The sequence below is a fragment of the Noviherbaspirillum massiliense JC206 genome, assembly GCF_000312045.1.
GTDB classification, from domain to species: Bacteria; Pseudomonadota; Gammaproteobacteria; order Burkholderiales; family Burkholderiaceae_D; genus Noviherbaspirillum; species Noviherbaspirillum massiliense.
Genome location: NZ_HE978635.1, coordinates 564211 through 586332 on the forward strand (window position 1 = coordinate 564211; position 22122 = coordinate 586332).

Sequence of the window (22122 nt, forward strand, 5' to 3'; positions counted from 1 at the left end):
TCGTCAACTCATCAATACAGTAATTTTGGTCCGAACATCTCCGCTGATTGTGACGTTGAAACTGGATGACGTTTCCTTCGCGCGGCTAAATGAATTACGTCGGATTCATTTTCCACCGGAGCGCAACTTTTTATCCGCACACGTCACCTTATTCCATGCGCTTCCAGGCGAACAGCTGCCGACTATTTGTTCGCACTTGCAACAAATATGCGCACACATGGCACCGATCCCTGTCGAATTTCCCCGCGTCCGGATGCTCGGCCGTGGAGTTGCCATCGAAATCGAGAGTGACGAGCTACAGCGTTTGCATGATCAACTCGCAGCGTGCTTCAGTGCCTGGTTAAGCCCCCAGGACCGCCAACGCTTTCGGCCGCATGTCACCATTCAAAACAAGGTATCGCCGCAGCAAGCCCGTGAACTCCATGATTCCCTTGCGCCGCGGTGGACGATGATGTCAGGAAAATCGGCAAGCTTATTGTTATGGGAATACCGGGGCGGTCCCTGGCACTGTATCGACGAGTTTCCATTTGCGGACGCATAGGGTGCTTCGATCAGGGCGTCTGACGCTTCTTCGATAAACCTGCAGGCTGTGCGCCGAGCCAATGCTGGCTCGGTGCCACAGTTTATGCCCATAAGGCCATTGGGATAGCCGTTGATGACAACCTGGCGCTCTTGGCGGACGTGTAAAGCCTGCCTCACGCCCGTGAGCTGCTGAATGTCTTAAAAGCGCTTCCCATATTCAGAATTGGAAATCATCTATTGTTGTCTACACGTCCGTTCTGGGGGGGACTTGTCAGTTCACGATCAGAACGTTCGGCATCCGGATCCGGGCTGGCCTGTCGAGTTAACGGCTAAAGCTCGCCTACGTACTCGCCGCGAGCGGGATAGTCGTGAGCGACGGCAAAATCAATCGCACCGATAAGATCTGTGAAGTTCGGCCGGGCAAACGGCATTGTCTGCACAGAGCCGTAGTATAGGGAACCATCAGGCCGTATGAGGAATACGCCAGGCTCGGAAAAGCGCGGCGGTTCTTCGATGCCGATAGACGTTTTCCCACGACTCTCTGACACATACAGGCCCCATTCTCTGGCCGTTCGCAGATCCAATCCGTAACCCAGTGGCAGCCGGACAGCCTTGATTTTCTCTGCCATTGCGCCCGCTCGTTCCGCATCGTCCGAGGAAACTGCTAATACCCGTACGCCTCTCTTGTCAAACTCGGGAACCAATCGTTCCAACTCCATCAGGTACTTGGCGCAAATAGGGCAGTGCAAGCCGCGGTAGAAAACCACCATGGTAAAACGCTCGGCATGCCCGCTCAGCAGGCTGAATGAACCGTGAGCAACGGTATTCACGGTGAGGGCAGGGACACTCTGGCGCGGAACAAGCATGATTTCCTCCTTCTATGGTTGGGTAGGAAACCAAATTCTGCTGTACTATCTGCAATCATTCGTTCAAATTCTCTAGCAATTCGTTCAAAACATGGGACCAATGCGCCTTGACCGGCTTTCTGCAGTACTGGACGGGCTTGCTCCGACCATGATTGTCCGGTTTGCCGGCCAGATCTTGAACCCGCAAAGTTTCGAGCCAAATGAGTTCGACGGCCTGCGACTACATCTGCTCACCCAGGGCCGGATGCAGGTCGAAAGGCCTGGCGAGGAATGCAAGACTCTCTCTGCACCCGCAGTTGCTGTTTTTCGGGCCGACGACCGCTATTTGCTGCGCTCGCTGCCCGGCGATGATGCAGTGCATCTGCTGCACATCGACGCGTCATTTCAAGGACCAGCCGCCACCCTCCTGTTGGAAGCGTTCGATCGGCCCCTACTTCTAGCCCTCCGCGGCACGGATACAGAACTGGATCTCGTCGTGCAACTCATCGCGTCGGAACTTGCCGATCCCAGGTGCGGCCATCCCGCGCTCTTAGCCAGAGCCGGGGAAATACTTTTCATTGGCGTATTGCGGCACCTGCTCGCGCATCCCCGCACTGCATCCGGATTGCTCGGCGGTTTAGCTGATCCGCGTATCGCCCGGACACTTGTTGCAGTTCATGGTGCTCCCGAGGCACCGTGGAGCCTGGAGACGATGGCAGAGCAAGCCGGCATGTCGAGGACGGCATTCGCCGTCCGATTCCGGGAAGTGATGAGTCAGACGCCCGGCAATTATCTGAAAAGACTACGGCTATCGATAGCTGACAAGGTGGTGAGCAGGGGGGAAGGTCTGAAGCGTGCAGCGAAGCTCTCCGGATACGCGAGCGTCTCCGCGTTGTCGCGGGCGCTGGCCCAGCATGCTGCGACAACTGCCGGACGGGCCGTTTAGGGTCGCAAGCGGGCATCCGCTCAGCGGCCTTTACTTATACCCTCAAGCATTCGTCGATAATCAGCTCTGCAGCAAACAATACCCGCTCACATCCAGCGTCACCGCGCGCTCCTCGACACGCGCATGCTCTCCAATCACGACCTCGGCGAAGTCGATGCCCTGCACCTTCTTTGCTGTTCCCTCCAGATTGAACAGACAGACGATGCTGCTGCCCCCATGGCGGCGGGCGAACGCAAGCACACCTTCCGGTGAGTCAAGCAATTCGATGCTGCCCTGGTGCAGTTCCGGCCGCGCCTTGCGCAAGGCGATCAGTGTCCGCGCGAACTGCAGCATCGACTCCGGCTGCGCTTCCTGCAGCGCGACGTTCATGCCGAGGTGTGCCGGGTCGACCGGCAGCCAGGGTTCGGCATGGCTGAATCCGCCATGCAAGGCATCGGCCCAGGGCATGGGTGTGCGGCAGCCGTCGCGGCCCTTGAATTTCGGCCAGAAGGATTTGCCGAAGGGATCCTGCAGGCGCTCGAACGGGACCTCGGCCTGCGGCAGGCCGAGTTCCTCGCCCTGGTAGAGGCAGATGTCGCCGCGCATGGCGAGCAGCAGCGCGAAATGCATGCGGGCGGTGGCATCGCGGTCGCGGCCGTTCTGCCAGCGGGTGGCGACACGCGCCTTGTCGTGGTTACTCATCGCATAGCAGGCGGCGCTTTCATCATGGATGTGGTGTTCCAGCGTGGCGATGACATTACGCACATAGGCGGCACCGCTGTCGCCGCGCATCAGCGCGAAGCTGTAGGCGGAATGCAGGCGGCCGGGCTGAGTGTATTCGCCCATCAGCTTGAGCGGATCGGTGCCGCCGACCTCGGCCAGGCTGAATGCGCCGTAGGCGTCGAGGAGCTTGCGGACCTTTTCGAGGAAGGGCAGCATCTCGGGCCGGCCCTGGTCATACACATGCACCTGGAAGCCGTAGGGATGGAGCGCGTCGACGGGATTGTCGCGCGGCGGGTTGTTGCGCAGGAGCGTGTCCTGGAAGAGGTGGTTGCAGGCATCGAAGCGGAAACCGGACACGCCCATGTCGAGCCAGAAGTCCATTTCCGCCAGCACCGCCTTCTGCACATCCGGGTGATGCATGTTCAGGTCGGGCTGGCTGGAGAGGAAGGAGTGGAAGTAATACTGGCGCCGCTCCGCATCCCAGCGCCAGGCCGGGCCGCCGAATACCGATACCCAGTTGTTGGGCGGACTGCCATCCGGCTTCGGATCGGCCCAGAGGTACCAGTCATCCCTGCCGTTTTCCTTCGCCCGGCTTTGCCGGAACCATTCGTGTTCGTCCGAGGTGTGCGAAATCACCATGTCGACCAGGATGCCGAGACCCTGCGCCTTCGCGGCTTTCATCAGGCTCCTGAAATCTTCCATCGTGCCGAAAATCGGATCGACTGCGCGGTAATCGGCGACGTCGTAGCCGAAGTCTTTCATCGGCGACTTGAAGAAGGGGCTGATCCAGATGGCATCCACACCGAGACTCTTGATGTAGGCAAGCTTTCTTTCGATGCCTGCCAGGTCGCCTATGCCGTCACTGTTCGAGTCGTAAAAGCTTCTCGGATAAACCTGGTAAATGATCATTGAAGTCTCACAAATCTGCGGCGGCTCGCCTCGCTGTCAATGCGAGGCGCTTCCCTGTTCGCCAATCTTATTGCCCATAAGAATCTCCCGCCAGGGTAGATCGCGCGCGCGGCTGTTTTGTTCCTGAAGGGCAACAGCAATTGTGGGCAGAACGATAAAGATCATCTCTTTCATGCAAGGAAGTTGCGATTTCTGAATGTCTTCCTGAGAACAAATTGGCATTCTCGTCGCTCTTAATTGCAACCCTTGCATCCAGCCTCTTTTCATCCGATCCATCCCTTTCATGAGCATGCCCCGCGCAACACCTTTCCTGCCCCGGATCTATGCCCTGCATCCCGCTACTCCTGCATCGGAACTCGACGCGCATCTCGACCGTTGCGCACAGATGGGCTTCACCCATGTGCTGATGCCGACCGTCTCTGCAGCGCATGCCGGCGAGGCGCCGGGCGCTCTGACGCGCAGCTGCGCCCGGAACAAGCTGCAGCTGCTGGTCGACCTTGACATCGGCAGCGTCGCCGGCGACAACCGGCTAGCCGACACGCATCCGCACTGGTTCACCGGCGAGGAAGCCGATGACTTGCCGGACCCGCGCAGGCTTCCGCAGCAGCAGGCCGTGCGCAGGTTGCGCCTGGACGACCCCCAGGTTGCGGAAGACGTGCTCGGCTGGTGGTTGGGCCAACTGCGCGCCTTCGCCAATGCAGGTGTGGCAGGCTTTCGCTGCATCGATGTGGCCGGCCCGCCGGCGTCATATTGGAAGAAGCTGATCGAAGCGGCGAAGGCCGTGCAGCCATCGCTGTGCTTCCTCGCCTGGACACCCGGATGCACGCCGGAGCAGCTCGAAGCCCTGGCCGATTGCGGTTTCGATGGCAGCTTTTCCTCCGGTGCCTGGTGGGACTACCGCTCGCGCTGGCTGGTGGAAGAGCAGGCGCGGCTGGCGCGCATCGCGCCGCCGATTGCCTTTCCCGACAGCCCGGATGGCGAGGTGATCGCGCGGGTGGCGGGATTCGACGAGATCGGTCAGCGCCGCCGCCTCTTCCAGCGCGCGCTGCGCCTGGCCGCGGCCACCGGCAACGGCATCCTGGTGCCCATGGGATTTGAGTACGGCATGTCGCGCCGCGATGCGGCGGCGGGAGACGGTGAGCAGGCGGTGTTCGACCTTTCCGACGAGATCTCCCGCGCGAATGCCTTCATTGCGGCCAGCGGCGCGGATTTCTATGGCGCCCATCTGCGCCTGCTGAGCGGCCTCGATGCGCAAGTCGCGGTACTGCTGCGCGAGCCTTGGGCTGAGCAGGCTGCGGCACAACCGGATTCCGGTGCGGCCCTCCTGATCGTCGCCAATGCCGACAGCGCGCGCGCCTGCGCCGTCAACGACAGCCGCCTGCTGGAACGCGGCGGCGGCTTCGTGCGCCATGAGCGCATCTGGCCGCAGTCCGGTATCGCACCCGCGCCGGGCCAGGCACTGGAGCTCGCTCCGGCGGAACTGCAAGTCTTCAGCGCACGCCGCCTCGCACCCATCCTGACGCCGCTGCCACAGGACGACGACGCCATCATCGCGGCAGCACGCATGCCGCGCATCGCGATCGAAGCGGTCACGCCCTCGGCAGACGAGGGCCGGTTCCCGGTCAAGCGCATCATCGGCGACGTGGTCCAGGTCGAGGCGGATGTGTTCATCGATGGCCATGACAAGCTGGCCGTCGTGCTCCTGTGGCGCAGCGCGGACGAAACCGAGTGGCATGAGACACGCATGCATCCGCTGGGCAACGACCGCTGGTGCGCGCCGCTGCCGCTCACGCGCATCGGCCGCTACCTGTTTGCGGTCGAAGCCTGGCGCGACGCCTTCGCGACGTATCGCGATGAACTGGAAAAGAAAACCACGGCAGGCCTGAATGTCAGCCTCGAACTGGAAGAGGGGCGGCTGATGGTGGAAGCCGCCGCCCGCCATGCGAAGGAAAACGGCATCAGCGTCGCAGCCACCCTGAGCGCGCTGGCGCAGACGCTGCGTACTGCGGAGCCGGGCATGCGCGATGCCGCCGGCAACGATGGCGAACGGATCGCAGCCCTGCTGTCGGAACCGACCATGGAAGCGATGCGCGCAGCGGATGCGCGGCCGTTCGCGGTGCGCAGCGAACCGGTGTTGCGCATCGATGTGGAGCGCCCCGCTGCACGCTTTTCCAGCTGGTATGAATTGTTCCCGCGTTCGCAGAGCGGCGACCCCGCACGGCACGGGACCTTCGACGACGTGATCCGGCGCCTGCCCGCAATCCGGGCCATGGGCTTCGATACGCTCTATTTCCCGCCCATCCATCCGATCGGCAGGAAGCATCGCAAGGGCCGCAACAACAGCCTGACCGCGGGGCCCGGCGAGCCCGGCAGCCCGTATGCGATTGGCGCGGAAGAGGGCGGGCATGATGCAATCCACCCGCAGCTCGGCACGCTGGACGACTTCCGCCGCCTGCGCGACGAAGCGAAGCGGCATGGCCTGGAACTGGCGCTTGATTTCGCGATCCAGTGTTCGCCCGACCACCCCTGGCTCAAGCAGCATCCGGAATGGTTCGCCTGGCGCCCCGACGGCTCGCTGCGCTATGCGGAGAATCCGCCGAAGAAATACCAGGACATCGTCAACGTCGATTTCTATGCCAAGGGTGCGGTGCCCGGCCTGTGGATGGCGCTGCGCGACGTGGTGCTGTTCTGGGTGCGCGAAGGCGTGCGCGTGTTCCGTGTCGACAATCCGCATACCAAGCCCTTGCCGTTCTGGGAATGGATGATCGCCGACATCCGCGGGCGCCACCCGGACACCATCTTCCTGTCCGAAGCCTTCACCCGACCGAAGATGATGTACCGGCTTGCCAAGGCGGGATTTTCGCAGTCCTACACCTATTTCACCTGGCGCCACACCAAGGAAGAATTCACCGAGTACCTGACGGAACTGACGCAGACGTCCGTGCGCGAATACTTCCGTCCGCATTTCTTCGTCAATACGCCCGACATCAATCCCTATTTCCTGCAGCGCTCGGGCCGGCCCGGCTTCCTGATCCGCGCCGCGCTGGCCACCATGCTGTCCGGCCTGTGGGGCATGTACAGCGGCTTCGAGCTGTGCGAAGGCACGCCGATACCGGGCAAGGAAGAATATCTGGATTCCGAAAAATACGAAATCAAGGCCTGGGACTGGCAACGTCCCGGCAACATCATCCGAGAGATCAGCCAGCTTAACCGCATCCGCATGGAAAACCCTGCATTGCAATCCCACATGGGCGTGCGCTTCCTGCAAGCGTCCGACGATAACATCCTGTACTTCGCCAAAACCACCGAACCGGCCGACAGCGGCCAGCGCATCGGCGACAACGTAGTGCTGGTGGCGATCAACCTCGACCCGTTCGCCGCGCACGACGCGAAGATCGAACTGCCGATGTGGGAATTCGGCCTGGCGGACGATGGCATGCTCGAGGCCGACGACCTGGTCAATGGCGGCAAGGTCTCCTGGCACGGGAAAACCCAGCAGCTGAGGCTGGATCCGTATGACTGCCCCTACGCCATCTGGCGCATCCGCCACAGGGGGACTTGAGCATGGACCGACGCACAGTAGTGGACCGCCGCAGTGCCGTGCGGCCCGGCGTCTCCGGCGCCGCGGCGGCAGGCCGTACGCCCTTCCAGAAGGATCCGCTCTGGTACAAGGATGCGATCATTTACCAGGTGCACGTGAAATCGTATTTCGATTCCAACAACGATGGCATCGGCGATTTCGCGGGACTGATCGACAAGCTCGATTACATTGCCAGTCTCGGCGTCAATACCATCTGGCTGCTGCCTTTCTATCCCTCGCCGCGGCGCGACGACGGCTATGACATCGCCGATTACCGCGGCGTGCATCCCGACTACGGCACCCTGGCGGATGCGAAGCGCTTCATCGCCGAAGCGCATGCGCGCGGCCTGCGCGTGATCACCGAACTGGTGGTCAACCACACGTCCGACCAGCATCCCTGGTTCCAGCGCGCGCGCCGTGCCAAGCCCGGATCGGCCGCGCGCAACTTCTATGTCTGGTCGGACAATGACGAAGCCTATGCCGGCACCCGCATCATCTTTTGCGACACCGAGAAATCGAACTGGACCTGGGACCCGGTGGCCAACGCGTTTTACTGGCACCGCTTCTTTTCGCACCAGCCGGACCTGAACTACGACAATCCGCAGGTGCTCAAGGCAGTGCTCGGCGTCATGGAATTCTGGCTCGACCTCGGCGTGGACGGGCTGCGGCTGGATGCCGTGCCCTACCTGGTCGAGCGCGAAGGCACCACGAACGAAAACCTGCCGGAGACGCATGCCATCCTCAAGCGCATCCGTGCCGAACTCGACAGCAAGTATCCGGGCCGCATGCTGCTGGCGGAAGCCAACATGTGGCCGGAAGACGTGCTGCCGTATTTCGAAGACGAATGCCACATGGCTTTCCACTTCCCGCTGATGCCGCGCATGTACATGGCGCTGGCGCAGGAAGACCGCTTCCCGATCGCCGACATCCTGCGCCAGACACCGGAAATCCCGGACAACTGCCAGTGGGCCATCTTCCTGCGCAACCATGACGAGCTGACGCTGGAAATGGTGACCGACCGCGAGCGCGACTACCTGTGGAACTACTACGCCTCCGAAAAGCGGGCGCGCATCAACCTCGGCATCCGGCGCCGGCTTTCGCCGCTGCTGGAGCGCGACCGTCGCCGTACCGAGCTGCTCAACAGCCTCCTGCTGTCGATGCCGGGCACACCGGTCATCTATTACGGCGACGAGATCGGCATGGGCGACAACATCCATCTCGGCGACCGCGACGGCGTGCGCACGCCGATGCAATGGACCCCGGACCGCAACGGCGGATTTTCCCGCGCCGATCCGGCCAAGCTGGTGCTGCCGCCCATCATGGACCCGCTCTATGGCTATGAAGCGGTGAATGTGGAAGCGCAGGTCGCCGATCCGTATTCGCCCCTGAACTGGATGCGGCGCATGCTCGCGGTGCGCAAGCAGCACTGCGCTTTCGGCCGCGGCACGATGACGCTGCTGCATCCGGCCAACCGCCGCATCCTTGCCTACCTGCGCGAGTACCGCAAGGGGGATGACGAGCATGCAGTGGAAACCATCCTGTGCGTGGCAAATGTTTCGCGCTCGGCCCAGGCGGTGGAACTCGACCTGTCGCCCTATGCCGAGCGGGTGCCGGTGGAGATGATCGGCGGCTCGGCCTTCCCGCCGATCGGCAAGCTGCCTTACCTGCTGACGCTGCCGCCTTACGGTTTCTACTGGTTCCTGCTGGCGTCGAAGGACAAGATGCCGGCCTGGCACCAGCCTTCCCCCGAGCCCTTGCCGGACCTGATGACCCTGGTGCTGCGGCACGACATGCTGGAATTCCTGGAAGCGCCGCGGCGCACCCAGATCGAGCACGACATCCTGCCGGCCTACCTGCCCAAGCGCCGCTGGTATGCCGCCAAGCAGGAAAAGCTGCGCTCGGCACGCATCACGCTCGCTGCGCCGCTGCCGGCTTCGCACGCGCGGCCGCATGTCATGCCCACCATGCTGGCCGAGATCGAGACCGTCACCTCCGGCCGCACCGAGCGCTACCTGTTGCCCCTTGGCTACATCCGCGAAGAAGACATCCTCACCGCGCTGCCGCACCAGCTCGCGCTGGCGCGGGTGCGCCGCGGCCGTCATGTCGGCCTGCTCACCGACGCCTATGTGATGGATTCCTTCGCCTACGTGATCGTGGAATTGCTTCGCGCCCGTGTGTCCGTCCCGTCCGAGGCGGGCGAAATACGCTTCCTTCCGACCGAGGCGCTGGAGCGGCTGGAAGTGACGGAGGAGCCCGAGGTCAGGCGCATGGCGGCGGAGCAGTCGAACAGCTCGCTGATCATCAATAATGCCATGGTGCTCAAGCTGATCCGGCGCATTTCCTCCGGCGTCCATCCGGAAGCGGAGATGGGGCGTTACCTGACTTCGCTCGGCTATGCCAATACGCCGCAACTGCTCGGCGAAGTGACGCGCTTTGGCGCCGATGGCACCCGCCATACGCTGATGCTGCTGCAGCAGTACATCCACGGCCAGGGCGATGCCTGGGAATGGACGCTCGATACGCTGGCGCGCGCCATGCAGCAGGTGACCGTGTCCGAGCCGGCGGCTTCGGCCGAACTGGTCAGCGAAATTTCCGATCCGCAGGATGAGCTGATTCAGCTGGCGTCGATGCTGGGACGGCGCCTCGGCGAAATGCATTCGGTGCTGGCCAGCCCGACCGACAATCCGGATTTCGCGCCGCAGCCCGCCACTGAAGAAGATGCGAAAGCGTGGGCCGCAGACGCGCGGCGCCAGCTCGAAGCTGCCTTCGACATCCTGCGTAGCCGCCCGGATTGGACGAGCGAGGCCGAGTCGCGGCGGGTGGCGCACCTCATCGAGCAGCGCGAGAACCTGCTGGAAAAAGTCGATGCACTCGCCGCCGCTGCAGCGGGCACGCCGCGCATCCGCATCCACGGCGATTTCCACCTCGGCCAAGCGCTGGTTGCACATGGCGACGTGTACATCATCGACTTCGAAGGCGAGCCCATCAAGTCGCTCGAGCAGCGGCGGGCGAAGAGCAGCCCGATCCGCGATGTCGCCGGCCTGCTGCGCTCCTTCGAATACGCGGCGGCTTTCGCCGCCCAGGTCGGGCCGGGCGACCTGGACGAGGAAGCGGAACTGCGCAAGCAGCACATCATCCAAAACTTTGCGCCGATGTCGCAGGCGGCTTTCCTGGCAGCGTACCGGGAAGCGGTGGCGGCCGGGCCGCTGCGCTTTACCGAGGAAGCGGAGCAGGCGCTGCTGCAGATGTTCGTGCTGGAGAAGGCCGCGTATGAAATCTGCTACGAGGCAGCGAACCGACCGAGCTGGGTTCCGGTCCCGGTCAATGGCATGGCAAAGATCGCCGACCAGCTGCTGGGCTTGTCCATAGGAGATTTGTCGAATGACTGAGCAAGGCGAAGAATTTGCCGGCGTCGGCCAGGGAACGATCGATGCGCTCCTGCACGGCCGCCTGCGCGACCCGTTCGCGCTGCTCGGGCCGCACCCAGTAAACGGGAAGGCGATCGTGCGCACTTTTCAGCCCGGCGCGCGCGCAGTGGACGTCGTCGCACGCGAACCCCGGAATGAGGTCGGCGGACAGCTGATCGAATCGCTCTACAACCTGCATCAGAGCGGCCTGTTCATCAGCGGTGCACCATGCCTGGAACCGGGCCAGCGCTACCTGCTGCGCATCACCTGGCCGACGGCAGACGGCGGCGAGCATGTCGAGTACACCGAAGATCCGTACAGCTTCGGCCTTCTGCTCGGCGAGCTCGACATGCACCTGCTGGCCGAAGGCAGGCACCGGGAGCTCGGGCGCTGCCTCGGTGCCAATCCGATGGTCATCGACGGCGTTGCCGGCGTGCGCTTTGCGGTATGGGCGCCGAATGCGCTGCGGGTATCGGTGGTGGGCGACTTCAACCAGTGGGATGGCCGGCGCCATCCGATGCGGCTGCGGGTCGAGGCCGGCGTATGGGAACTGTTCATTCCGCGCCTCGGCAGCGGCGCGCGCTATCAGTACGAAATCGTCGGGCCCGACGGCAAGCTGCTGCCGCTGAAAGCCGACCCGGTGGCGCGCGCCACCGAGGCGCCGCCTTCGACCGCGTCGGTGGTTGCGCCGGACGCGCCTTTCCGCTGGACCGATGCGGCATGGATGGCGGACCGGCCACGCCGCCAGCGGCCGGATGCGCCGATCGCGATTTATGAAGTGCATGCGGCCTCCTGGCTGCGCGTCCTGGAGGAAGAGGGGCGCAGCCTCGACTGGCACGAGCTGGGCGACCGGCTGATTCCGTATGCACTCGGCATGGGCTTCACCCATGTCGAATTCCTGCCGATCATGGAACATCCCTTCGGCGGTTCCTGGGGCTACCAGCCGCTCGGCCTGTTCGCGCCCAGCGCGCGCTTCGGCACACCGGCGGGATTCGCTTCCTTCGTCGACCGCTGCCATGCCGCCGGGCTAGGTGTGATCCTCGACTGGGTGCCGGCGCATTTTCCCTCTGACGAGCACGGCCTGGCGCGATTCGACGGCACCGCCCTCTACGAGCATCAGGACCCGCGCGAGGGTTACCACCAGGACTGGAACACGCTGATCTACAACCTCGGGCGCCGCGAAGTGTCGGGCTTCCTGATCGCCAGCGCCCTCGAATGGCTGGAGCATTTCCATGTCGACGGCTTGCGCGTCGACGCGGTGGCATCGATGCTGTACCGCGACTACAGCCGCCGGCAGGGGGAATGGGTGCCCAATGTTTATGGCGGGCGCGAAAACCTGGAAGCAATCGCCTTCCTGCGCGAACTGAACCAGGTGATCGCGCAGCGCTGCCCCGGTGCGATCATGATCGCCGAGGAATCGACTGCGTGGCCCGGCGTGTCGGCCCCGGTGGAGCAGGAGGGGCTTGGCTTTTCCTACAAGTGGAACATGGGCTGGATGCATGACACGCTGCGCTATATGCGCACCGATCCGCTGTTCCGCCAGCATCACCACCACGACCTGACCTTCGGCCTGGTCTACGCCTTCTCGGAGCGCTTCGTGCTGCCGATCTCGCATGACGAAGTAGTGCATGGCAAGGGCTCGCTGCTCGGCAAGATGCCGGGGGTGGACAAGGCCCAGCGGCTGGCGAACCTGCGCGCCTTCTTCGGCCTGATGTGGACCCATCCGGGCAAGAAGCTGCTGTTCATGGGATGCGAGTTCGGACAGGAAACCGAATGGAACCACGATGCCTCGCCGAGCTGGAACCTGCTCGACGACCCGGCGCACCGCGGCGTGCAGCGCCTGGTGCGTGACCTGAACCGCCTCTACGTGGGCGAACCGGCGTTGCATCGCAAGGATTGCCTGCCCGAAGGTTTCACGTGGGTAATCGGGGATGACAACCGCAACAGCGTGTTTGCCTACCTGCGCAAGGGCGGGCCCGATGATGAGCCACTGCTGGTGGTCCTGAATATGACGCCAGTGCGGCGCGAAGGCTATCGCATCGGCGTGCCGGCAGCCGATGCGCACGCCGCCGGTACCTGGCAGGAAATCCTGAATACCGATGCGGCGATTTACGGCGGCAGCGGCGCCGGCAACGGCGGCACCGTGCGCAGCGAGCTTGTGCCCGGTCACGGCATGCCGCAATCGCTGGTGCTGACGCTGCCGCCCCTGTCGGTGCTGATCCTCAAGCGCCAGGCATGACGAGCACGCCGCTGCCGCCGATCCAGCCCGGTTCGCCTTATCCGCTGGGCGCGACCTACGACGGCCTCGGCACCAACTTCGCCGTGTTTTCGGCGCATGCGGTCAAGGTGGAACTGTGCCTGTTCGACGCGGAAGGGCGGCACCAAATTGCGCGTTATGCGCTGCCGGAATGCACCGATGAAATCTGGCATGGCTACCTGCCGGGCGTGCAGGCGGGGACGCTGTACGGCTACCGCGCCTATGGGCCATACCGGCCGGAGCAGGGCCACCGCTTCAATCCGAACAAGCTGCTGCTCGACCCTTACGCGAAGCAGCTGCATGGCCAGGTGCGCTGGACCGATGCGCTCTACGGTTACCGCTTTCACTCGCTGAAGGCCGACTTGTCCTTTGACCGGCGCGACAGCGCATGGGCCATGCCCAAGGCGGTGGTCACCGATTCCACCTTCAACTGGCATGGCGACCGCCATCCGCGCACGCCCTGGGAAAAGACCGTGATCTATGAAGCCCATGTGCGCGGACTGACGATGCGCGCGGAACGGATCCCGGCGAAGGAGCGCGGAACCTTTGCCGCGCTCGCCAATCCGTTTGTCATTGACCATCTGCACAAGCTGGGCATCAGCGCCGTGGAATTGCTGCCGGTGCATGCCTTCCTGCAGGACCGGCGGCTTGTGGGGAATGGCCTTTCCAATTATTGGGGTTACAACACGATGTCTTACTTTGCGCCCGAGCCGCGCTATCTCGCGAGCGGTTCCCCCGATGAAATGCGGCATGCGATCCGGCAGCTGCATGCGGCCGGCATCGAAGTGATCCTCGATGTGGTCTACAACCATACCTGCGAAGAAAGCGAACTCGGGCCGACGATGTCCTTCCGCGGCTTCGACAATGCGAGCTATTACCGCTTGCAGGCCGGCAATCCACGTCACCTGGTCAACGACACCGGCTGCGGCAATACCCTGAACCTGTCGCATCCGCGCGTGATCCAGATGGTGATGGATTCCCTGCGCTACTGGGTGCAGGAATTCCATGTCGACGGCTTCCGCTTCGACCTCGGCGCGACGCTCGGCCGCGAGGCGCATGGTTTCGATCCCGGTTCCGGATTTTTTGATGCGCTGCTGCAGGATCCGGTGCTGTCTCGGGTCAAGCTGATTTCCGAACCCTGGGATATCGGGCCGGGCGGCTACCAGGTGGGCAACCAGCCGCCCGGCGTCGCCGAATGGAATGACCGCTTCCGCGACGACGTGCGCAGCTTCTGGCGCGGCGATCGCGGCATGCGCGGCGCGCTGGCGGCACGCCTGCTCGGCTCCGCCGACCTGTTCAACCGCCGCCGCCGCCGTGCCTGGTCCTCAGTCAACTTTGTCACTGCGCATGACGGCTTCACGCTGCAGGACCTGGTGACCTACAGCCGCAAGTACAACGAAGCCAATGGCGAAGGCAACCGCGACGGCAGCGACCACAACCTCGGCAGCAACTGGGGCGCGGAAGGACCGAGCGGCGACCCGGCAATTGTCGCGACGCGCGAGCGGATCAAGCGCGCGATGCTGATGACGCTGATGTTTTCGAACGGCACGCCGATGCTGCTGGGCGGCGACGAGTTCGGCCGCAGCCAGAACGGCAACAACAATCCCTACTGCCAGGACAACGAGATTTCCTGGTTCGACTGGACGCTCGCCGAGACCGATGCCGGCCGGGCGCTGATCGAATTCACCCGGCGCTGCATCGCCATCCGGCTGGCGCGGCCCAGCTTGCGCAGCACCCGCTTTCTCACCGCCAGCTCAAAGACGCTGCAGGGCGTGCCGGATACCGGCTGGTTCGATGAAACCGGCGCCGAAATGACGCCTGAGCGCTGGAATTATGCGGAAGGGCGTTTGCTGGCCCTGCGCCGCATCACCAGCGAAAGGCCGGATGGCAAAACTGGGGCGGTGGCAGCCTCGCTCCTGCTGCTGAACGCGTCCGCCGAAGACCGGGAATTCGTGCTGCCGCAACCCGGGATGCACTGGCGCACCGCGATCGACGCGGCCGAAAGCGCCGAAGGCGGCTGGAACGACGGGGCTAACCCGTGCCGCCAGCCGCAAAACAACAGGATGATCGTCGCCGCCCATAGCGCGGCATTACTTACTGCTGACCATGTCACTCTTTAATCCTTCCTTTGGTGCGCAGCTGGTCGCACCCGACCGTACCCGTTTCCGCCTCTGGGCGCCGGGCAGCCAGCAGGTATTCCTTGAAATCGAAGGCGCGCCTGCCATCGAAATGACGTCTCTGGCCGACGGCTGGTTCGAGATCGAAGCGCCCTGCGGCGCCGAGGCCCGCTACCGCTACCGGGTCAGCGAGGCGCTCGCGGTGCCCGATCCGGCGTCGCGCGCCCAGGATGGCGACGTGCATGATGCGAGCATCGTGTGCGACCCCGCCGCCTACCACTGGACACACGGCACCTGGCTGGGCCGGCCGTGGCATGAAACCGTCCTGTACGAGCTGCATGTCGGCGCGCTGGGCGGCTTTGCCGGCGTCACGAAGCAATTGCCGGCGCTCGCCGAACTCGGCATCACTGCCGTCGAGCTGATGCCGGTGGCGGATTTCCCCGGGCCGCGCAACTGGGGCTACGACGGCGTGCTGCCGTATGCGCCCGACGCCGCATACGGCACGCCGGACGAACTCAAGCATCTCGTCGATACCGCGCACGGGCTGGGGATGATGGTCTTCCTCGACGTGGTCTACAACCACTTCGGCCCGGACGGAAATTACCTCGGCGCCTATGCGCCTTCCTTCTTCCGCGACGACATTCACACGCCGTGGGGGCAGGCGATCGATTTCCGCCGGCGCCAGGTCCGCGACTTCTTCACCGAGAATGCCTTGTACTGGCTGATTGAATTCCAGTTCGACGGCTTGCGCTTCGATGCGGTGCATGCGATCAGCGAAAAGGACTGGCTGGTGGAAATGGCGGAACGCATCCGCGCCACCATCCCGGCGGAACGCCATGTGCATCTCGTGCTGGAAAACGACGAGAACGGCGCGCGCCTGCTCGAGCGCGCACCGCGCCGGCTGTTCGATGCGCAATGGAACGACGACATGCACCATGCGCTGCATGTGCTCCTGACCGGCGAGCGCGAAGGCTACTATGCCGGCTACATCAACCAGGCCGGGGAAAAGCTCGCGCGCGGCCTGACCGAAGGCTTCATCTATCAGGGCGAGGCGCCGCTATATCCGGGCGGCACGCCCCGCGGCGAACCGAGCAAGCACCTGCCGCCGACGTCCTTCGTGCTGTTCCTGCAAAACCATGACCAGATCGGCAACCGCGCCTTCGGCGAGCGCCTCTCGACGCTGGCCGACCCGGATGCGCTGCGTGCGGCGAGTGCCTTGCTGCTGCTGTCGCCGCAAATCCCGCTGCTGTTCATGGGCGAGGAATACGGCGCAACGCAGCCATTCCTGTATTTCACCAGCCACCTCTCGCCGGAACTGGCGGATGCGGTGCGCAAGGGACGGCGCGAAGAGTTTGCCCGCTTCCCGGCATTCTCCGACCCGGCGGTGCGCGAACGCATCCCCGACCCGAATGCGGAACAGACCTTCCTCGATTCCATTCCAAGGCCCGATGACAATACCGCCTTGCCCTGGCGCGACTGGGTCAAGACCTTGCTCGACATCCGGCGCGAGCAGATCGTGCCGCGCCTGGACGGCGCGAAGGCGCTCGGGCCCGAACTCCTCGGGCGGGCCGCGGTCAAGGCGCGCTGGCAGATGGGCGATGGCAAGGTGCTGATGATCGCCATCAATCTCGGCGATGCGCCGGTGGCGGTGTCCTTCGAGGAGCTGGCCGACGGAACGGGAGGAAAAATCCTGTTCGAAACGGCGGGCGTGGCCGATGCGGCGCCCGGCGGGGAATTGCCGGCCCGCTCCTTCATCGCCGTCCTGGAGTCTGCGGCATGAATGACCAGGACATCCTCGACCTCGCACAGGCGGCCGGGCTGGCGCGCGACTGGGTCAGCGCCAAGGGCGAGGCGATGCAGGTCGCGCCGGACGCGTTGCGCAAGATACTGGAAGCGCTCGGCTTTCCCTGCGAAAGCGACGAGCAATGCCGGGACAGCCGGCACCGGCTGGCGAAGCTGCAGGATGGCGACCGCATGCCGCCGCTGCTCACTGGCACCATCGGCGAACCCCTGCGTCTGCCGGGCGCGCAGCGCCTCGCGGGAAAGCCTTACCGGATCGAACTGGAAGAAGGCGGGCACCTCGATGGCCGCTTTGCCGACGATGCCGGCGCCGGACTGGAATTGCCGGCTATCGATCATTACGGCTACCACCGGCTGCTGGCCGGCAAGGAAGAGACGACACTCGCCATCGCGCCGCCACGCTGCTTCGGCGTGGCCGACGCCCTTGGCGCGCATCCCGGGATGCCGGTCGATCCGCGCGTCTGGGGCCTGGGCGTGCAACTGTATGCGCTGCGCCGCCGTGGCGACGGCGGCATCGGCGACTTCACCGGCCTGGCACAACTCGCACGGTCGGCGGCGGCCCATGGTGCAGCCGCGCTCGCGATCAGCCCGGTGCATGCAATGTTCAGCGCCGACGTCTCGCGCTTCAGTCCCTACGGCCCGTCGAGCCGCTTGTTCCTGAATGCCCTGCACATCGATCCGGCCAGCGTGCTCGGGCCGGAAGTGCTGGCTGCCGCACTGGCTTCTCTCGGCGCCGATGTGGCGAGCAAGCTGTCGCGGCTCGAACAGGATGAGCTGATCAACTGGCCGGCCGCCGGCGCACTGCGCCTGTCCCTGTTGCGACGCCTGTTTGATCAATTCAATGCGGCCGGGGATGAGCGCGAATTCGAAGCCTTTCGCGCGCGCAGCGGTACCGCCTTGCGCGACCATGCACGCTTCGAGGCGCTGCATGCCTGGCGCCTGGCGCAGGGCGAAAGCGGCGACTGGCACAGCTGGCCGCACGGCTTGCGCCATCCCGGCGATACGGCAGTGGAGGAATTCGCGCGCAGTCATGCGCAAGAAGTGCGCTTCCACGAGTTCCTGCAATGGCAGGCGGCGCGCGGTCTGTCCGGCGCACAGCAGGCGGCGCGCGCGGCCGGCATGGCCATCGGCGTGATCACGGATCTCGCGGTCGGCGCCGACAACGGCGGCAGCCAGGCCTGGAGCCGCCAGGAAGAAATCATCAACGGCTTGTCGGTGGGCGCGCCGCCGGATGTGTTGAACACGCGCGGCCAGAGCTGGGGATTGGGTGCATTTTCGCCGCATGCGATGCGATCGCGCGGCTTTGGCGCCTATATCGAAATGCTGCGCGCGACCTTTGCCTATGCCGGCGGGGCGCGCATCGACCATGTGCTCGGCCTGGGCCGCCTGTGGCTGGTGCCGCATGGCGAATCGCCGGTAGACGGCGCCTATCTCCAGTATCCGATGCAGGATCTGCTGCGCCTGATCGCGCTCGAATCCTGGCGCCATCGCGCGATCGTGATCGGCGAAAACCTCGGCACCGTGCCGGCCGGTTTTGACCGGACCCTGTCCCAGGCTGGCCTGCTCGGCATCCAGGTCCTGCTGTTCCAGCAGCAGCATGGCCGCTTTCTTTCGCCGTCCGAGTGGTCGCGCGACGCGATCGCCACCACCACCACGCATGACCTGCCGACCGTCGCAGGCTGGTGGCAGGGGCACGACATCGACTGGTATGCGAAGCTCGACCTGCTCGAGCCCGGCAAGACCGAAGCCGACGTGCGCCAGGGGCGCATGCAGGAGCGTGCTGCACTGTGGCGAGCGTTGACGGAAGCGGGGCAGGCAAGCGGGGCCGAGCCGGAACACCGCGCCGGCAGCGCGCCGCTGGACGCGGTCGCCGGCTTTCTCGCAGCGACACCCGTACCGCTGGCGATGCTGCCGATCGAAGATGCGCTCGGCCTGGTCGAGCAACCCAACCTGCCGGGCACCGTCGACCAGCACCCGAACTGGCGGCGCCGCCTGCCGCAGCCGGTGGAAAGCGTGCTCGACCAGCCCGCGGTCGCTGCACGGCTCGCGCGCATCAATGGCCAGCGTCCCTCCAAACCCTCCACGGGAGAATCCTGATGGGCATTCCACGCGCCACCGCGCGCCTGCAGCTGCATCGCGGCTTTACCTTCGATGACGCGGTCGAGGTCGTGCCTTATTACGCATCGCTCGGCATCAGCCATATTTATGCATCACCGATCCTGACCGCGCGCAGCGGCTCGACCCACGGTTACGACATCGTCGATCCGACCCGCATCAATCAGGAACTGGGCGGGGAAGAGGGCTTGCGCCGGCTGGTGGCGCGACTGCGCGACGCAGGCATGGGCCTGATCCTCGACATCGTGCCCAACCACATGGGCGTTGGCCCGGAAAATCCGTGGTGGCAGCATGTGCTGGAATGGGGACAGAAAAGCCCGTATGCGCGCTGGTTCGACATCGACTGGCAGCCGGCGGATGAAACCCTGCATGGCAAGGTGATGGCACCCTTCCTCGGCCAGCCCTATGGCGATGTGCTGGCCGCAGGCGAGATCCGGCTCCAGTTCGACGAGGCGCGCGGCAAGTTTTTCGCCTGCTATTACGCCCACCGCTTTCCGATTGCTCCCACCGATTATGCACCGCTGCTGAGCACCGTCGGTGCCGAATGCCTTGCCCCGGCGATCGCCGCCTTCGAGCAGGTGCGCAGCAAGGACTCGGATGAAGGCATCACGCAGCAGGAAGCGGATACCGGCTTTGGCCTCTTGCGCGAGCTGTACCGAACGAGCGAGGGCGCATCCGCCATCCATGCCGCCATGGCTGGCTTTTCGGCGGAGACGCCGCAGGGCTTCGATGCCTTGCACGGCTTGCTCGAGCGCCAGCACTACCGGCTTGCCTGGTGGCGCTGCGCAGCCGACGGCATCAACTGGCGGCGCTTTTTCGAAGTGACCGACCTGGTCGGCGTGCGGGTGGAGCAGGAAGAGGTGTTCGAAGCCACGCATGCCCTGATCTTCCGCCTGTATGCCGAAGGCCTGATCGACGGCGTGCGCATCGACCATGTCGATGGCCTCGCAGATCCCGGTGCCTACTGCCGCAAGCTGCGGCGCAGGCTGCAGTCGCTGACTTCCCAGCGCCCGCCCGAGCTGCCGCCGGCACCGGCCTATCTCATCGTCGAAAAGATCCTCGCGCCGGACGAAGCGCTGCGCGCGAACTGGGATATCGACGGCACCAGCGGCTATGATTTCATGGACCGTGTGGGTGCGCTGCTGCATGATCCCGCAGGGGAGCAGCCCCTCACCGCGCTGTGGCAGGAACTGACGGGCAGCGAACAGGACTTCGACGAGGAAGTGCGGCAGGCGCGGCGCCAGCTGCTGGCCATCAATCTTTCCGGTGAATTCGAAGCAGCGGCCCGCGCGCTGCATGCAGTCGCCCGTACCGATTTGCGCACGCGCGATTTTTCGCTCGGCGCCATCCGCCGTGTCTTCGCCGAGCTGCTGGTGCATTTCCCGGTCTACCGCACCTATGCCGACAGCAATGGCCGCGACGAACTCGACGACCGCATCATCGAACAGGCGCTCGAGCAGGCGCGCGCAAGCGTGGAACGCACCGAAGTGCCGCTGCTCGACGTGCTTGCCCGGTGGCTCGGTGGCGACGCGCCGCGCGACTCGGCCAACCCGCGGGTGCGCAGCCTGCACCAGCGCGCCATCACCCGCTTCCAGCAGCTGACACCGCCGCTGGCGGCGAAGTCGGTCGAGGATACGGCCTTCTACCGCTACGGCAGGCTGTTGTCGCGCAACGAAGTCGGTTCCGATCCCGCCCAGTTCAGCATTTCGGTGCAGGAGTTCCATGAAGCCAATGCGGAGCGCGCACGGCGCTTCCCGGATTCGATGCTGGCTACCGCCACCCACGACCACAAGCGCGGCGAAGACGTGCGGGCCCGGATTGCGGCGTTAAGCGAGATGCCGCAGGAATGGGGCGAAGCGGTGCGTGAATGGATGCAGATGAACGAGCCGCTGCGCACCGAACTCTCGTCTGAAAATGGCGAAGCGGCGGGCACGGCGCCGCATCCTGCGGATGAATTGATGCTGTACCAGATGCTGGTCGGCGCCTGGCCGATCGGACTGGATGTGACGGACGCGAAAGGTATCCGGGAATTCGCGGAACGCATCGAACAGTGGCAGACCAAGGCGCTGCGCGAAGCCAAGCAGGTGAGCGACTGGATATTGCCGAACGAAGCCTATGAAGCGGCTTGCAGGAATTTCCTGCGGGCGGCGCTGGAAGTGGGGCCGGAAAACGCCTTCCTGCCGAAACTCGTGGACTGGATCGAACGCCTCACGCCGGCAGGCGCAGCCAAAAGTCTTGCGCAGACGGTGCTGCGGCTGACTTCGCCCGGCATGCCCGATTTGTACCAGGGCACCGAGTTCTGGGACTTCAGCCTGGTCGACCCGGACAACCGGCGCCTGGTCGACTATGGCGCGCGCCGGGAAATGCTGCGCGAATGGTCGGAACGCGTCACCAGCCTGGAAGGCTGGCAGACCGGCCGCCTCAAGCAGCAGATCATCAACCAGACGCTGGCCTTGCGCGCGCAGGAAGCCGAACTGTTCGCGCGGGGCACTTATCTGCCGCTTGCGATCGACGGCCCGCTCGCGGCGCATGCGATTGCGTTTGCACGTCGCCACAACGACCGCGAGGTCATCGTGATTGCCGCCCATCTCCCATCTCGCCTGCTGGCGAACGACGGCACGCCGACCGTGCCGCCGTCGACATGGGGCGATACCGCCGTGCTCCTGACCGGCATGGCGGACGGACGGCGGATCGATGTCCTCACCGGCAGCGAAGCGACGATTGCATCGGAGCGCCTGCTGCTGAGGGAAGCATTATTGCTGCTGCCGGTGGCGGTGCTGACGCGGGCGATTCGTGCAAGCGCATAGCGGTAGCACGGTTCTGCATTCTGGATGCATGCGAATGTGATTCGCGTTTGAGCTGCCGCTCAAGGCATCCAGACATCCTTCGCGCACCGTGATTCATGTCGCGTTTCCCTGGCAG

General features: G+C 64.4%; 12 protein-coding genes. 9 read left to right on the plus strand and 3 right to left on the minus strand.

All coding sequences use genetic code 11. The features are described 5' to 3' along the window. Positions 1-55: 55 nt before the first annotated feature. A complete protein-coding gene (locus HGHM_RS18195) occupies positions 56-541 on the plus strand; it encodes a 2'-5' RNA ligase family protein (RefSeq protein ID WP_218918059.1) in 486 nt (161 codons plus the stop codon). A gap of 310 nt (positions 542-851) precedes the next feature. On the opposite strand, the gene HGHM_RS18200 is transcribed toward HGHM_RS18195, so the two are convergent. Next, positions 852-1388 carry a peroxiredoxin-like family protein gene (locus HGHM_RS18200; RefSeq protein WP_019142999.1) on the minus strand — a complete coding sequence of 179 codons (537 nt, stop codon included), beginning with the start codon at positions 1386-1388 and terminating at the stop codon, positions 852-854. A 91-nt stretch (positions 1389-1479) separates the two neighbouring features. Here HGHM_RS18200 and HGHM_RS18205 point away from each other — a divergent pair, with 91 nt between their 5' ends. Next, positions 1480-2313 carry an AraC family transcriptional regulator gene (locus HGHM_RS18205; protein WP_148415772.1) on the plus strand — a complete coding sequence of 278 codons (834 nt, stop codon included), beginning with the start codon at positions 1480-1482 and terminating at the stop codon, positions 2311-2313. 60 nt (positions 2314-2373) lie between these two features. Here the strand turns inward: HGHM_RS18205 and HGHM_RS18210 are convergent, their stop codons facing one another. Both HGHM_RS18210 and HGHM_RS18215 read right to left on the minus strand, forming a co-directional pair. Then, on the minus strand, positions 2374-3924 hold the full coding sequence (locus tag HGHM_RS18210) for an alpha-amylase family glycosyl hydrolase (protein ID WP_019143001.1): 1551 nt from the start codon (positions 3922-3924) through the stop codon (positions 2374-2376). 36 nt (positions 3925-3960) lie between these two features. Then, positions 3961-4209 carry a hypothetical protein gene (locus HGHM_RS18215; RefSeq protein ID WP_148415774.1) on the minus strand — a complete coding sequence of 83 codons (249 nt, stop codon included), beginning with the start codon at positions 4207-4209 and terminating at the stop codon, positions 3961-3963. Here HGHM_RS18215 and HGHM_RS18220 point away from each other — a divergent pair. From HGHM_RS18220 to treY, 7 genes are read left to right on the plus strand one after another with little or no spacing between them, the layout of a single operon-like run. Continuing rightward, positions 4208-7486, plus strand: a complete 3279-nt coding sequence (locus HGHM_RS18220) for a maltotransferase domain-containing protein (protein WP_019143003.1) — start codon at positions 4208-4210, stop codon at positions 7484-7486. The genes HGHM_RS18215 and HGHM_RS18220 overlap by 2 nt on opposite strands. Positions 7487-7488: 2 nt before the next feature. Further along, positions 7489-10893, plus strand: coding sequence for a maltose alpha-D-glucosyltransferase (gene treS, locus HGHM_RS18225; RefSeq protein ID WP_081583609.1), 3405 nt, complete (start codon positions 7489-7491; stop codon positions 10891-10893). Continuing rightward, complete coding sequence (glgB, locus tag HGHM_RS18230; RefSeq protein ID WP_019143005.1) at positions 10886-13150, plus strand: 1,4-alpha-glucan branching protein GlgB; 2265 nt, start codon at positions 10886-10888, stop codon at positions 13148-13150. Before treS ends, glgB begins: the two co-directional genes overlap by 8 nt. Then, positions 13147-15288: a glycogen debranching protein GlgX gene (gene glgX, locus HGHM_RS18235; RefSeq protein WP_019143006.1), complete on the plus strand. Its 2142-nt coding sequence runs from the start codon at positions 13147-13149 to the stop codon at positions 15286-15288. Before glgB ends, glgX begins: the two co-directional genes overlap by 4 nt. Then, positions 15275-17065, plus strand: a complete 1791-nt coding sequence (gene treZ / locus HGHM_RS18240; RefSeq protein WP_019143007.1) for a malto-oligosyltrehalose trehalohydrolase — start codon at positions 15275-15277, stop codon at positions 17063-17065. Before glgX ends, treZ begins: the two co-directional genes overlap by 14 nt. After that, positions 17062-19182 (plus strand): 4-alpha-glucanotransferase, encoded by a 2121-nt coding sequence (malQ, locus tag HGHM_RS18245; protein ID WP_019143008.1) that lies wholly within the window; start codon positions 17062-17064, stop codon positions 19180-19182. The genes treZ and malQ overlap by 4 nt, the downstream gene beginning before the upstream one ends. Continuing rightward, a complete protein-coding gene (gene treY, locus HGHM_RS18250) occupies positions 19182-22007 on the plus strand; it encodes a malto-oligosyltrehalose synthase (protein WP_019143009.1) in 2826 nt (941 codons plus the stop codon). The genes malQ and treY overlap by 1 nt, the downstream gene beginning before the upstream one ends. Positions 22008-22122: the final 115 nt, after the last annotated feature.

Coding starts and splice junctions, on each gene's coding strand:
- treY (WP_019143009.1), top strand. CDS start 19,182: ATGGGCATTCCACGCGCCACCGCGCGCCTGCAGCTGCATCGCGGCTTT.
- HGHM_RS18210 (WP_019143001.1), bottom strand. CDS start 3,924: ATGATCATTTACCAGGTTTATCCGAGAAGCTTTTACGACTCGAACAGT.
- glgX (WP_019143006.1), top strand. CDS start 13,147: ATGACGAGCACGCCGCTGCCGCCGATCCAGCCCGGTTCGCCTTATCCG.
- HGHM_RS18215 (WP_148415774.1), bottom strand. CDS start 4,209: ATGAAAGGGATGGATCGGATGAAAAGAGGCTGGATGCAAGGGTTGCAA.
- HGHM_RS18200 (WP_019142999.1), bottom strand. CDS start 1,388: ATGCTTGTTCCGCGCCAGAGTGTCCCTGCCCTCACCGTGAATACCGTT.
- glgB (WP_019143005.1), top strand. CDS start 10,886: ATGACTGAGCAAGGCGAAGAATTTGCCGGCGTCGGCCAGGGAACGATC.
- treS (WP_081583609.1), top strand. CDS start 7,489: ATGGACCGACGCACAGTAGTGGACCGCCGCAGTGCCGTGCGGCCCGGC.
- treZ (WP_019143007.1), top strand. CDS start 15,275: ATGTCACTCTTTAATCCTTCCTTTGGTGCGCAGCTGGTCGCACCCGAC.
- malQ (WP_019143008.1), top strand. CDS start 17,062: ATGAATGACCAGGACATCCTCGACCTCGCACAGGCGGCCGGGCTGGCG.
- HGHM_RS18220 (WP_019143003.1), top strand. CDS start 4,208: ATGAGCATGCCCCGCGCAACACCTTTCCTGCCCCGGATCTATGCCCTG.
- HGHM_RS18205 (WP_148415772.1), top strand. CDS start 1,480: ATGGGACCAATGCGCCTTGACCGGCTTTCTGCAGTACTGGACGGGCTT.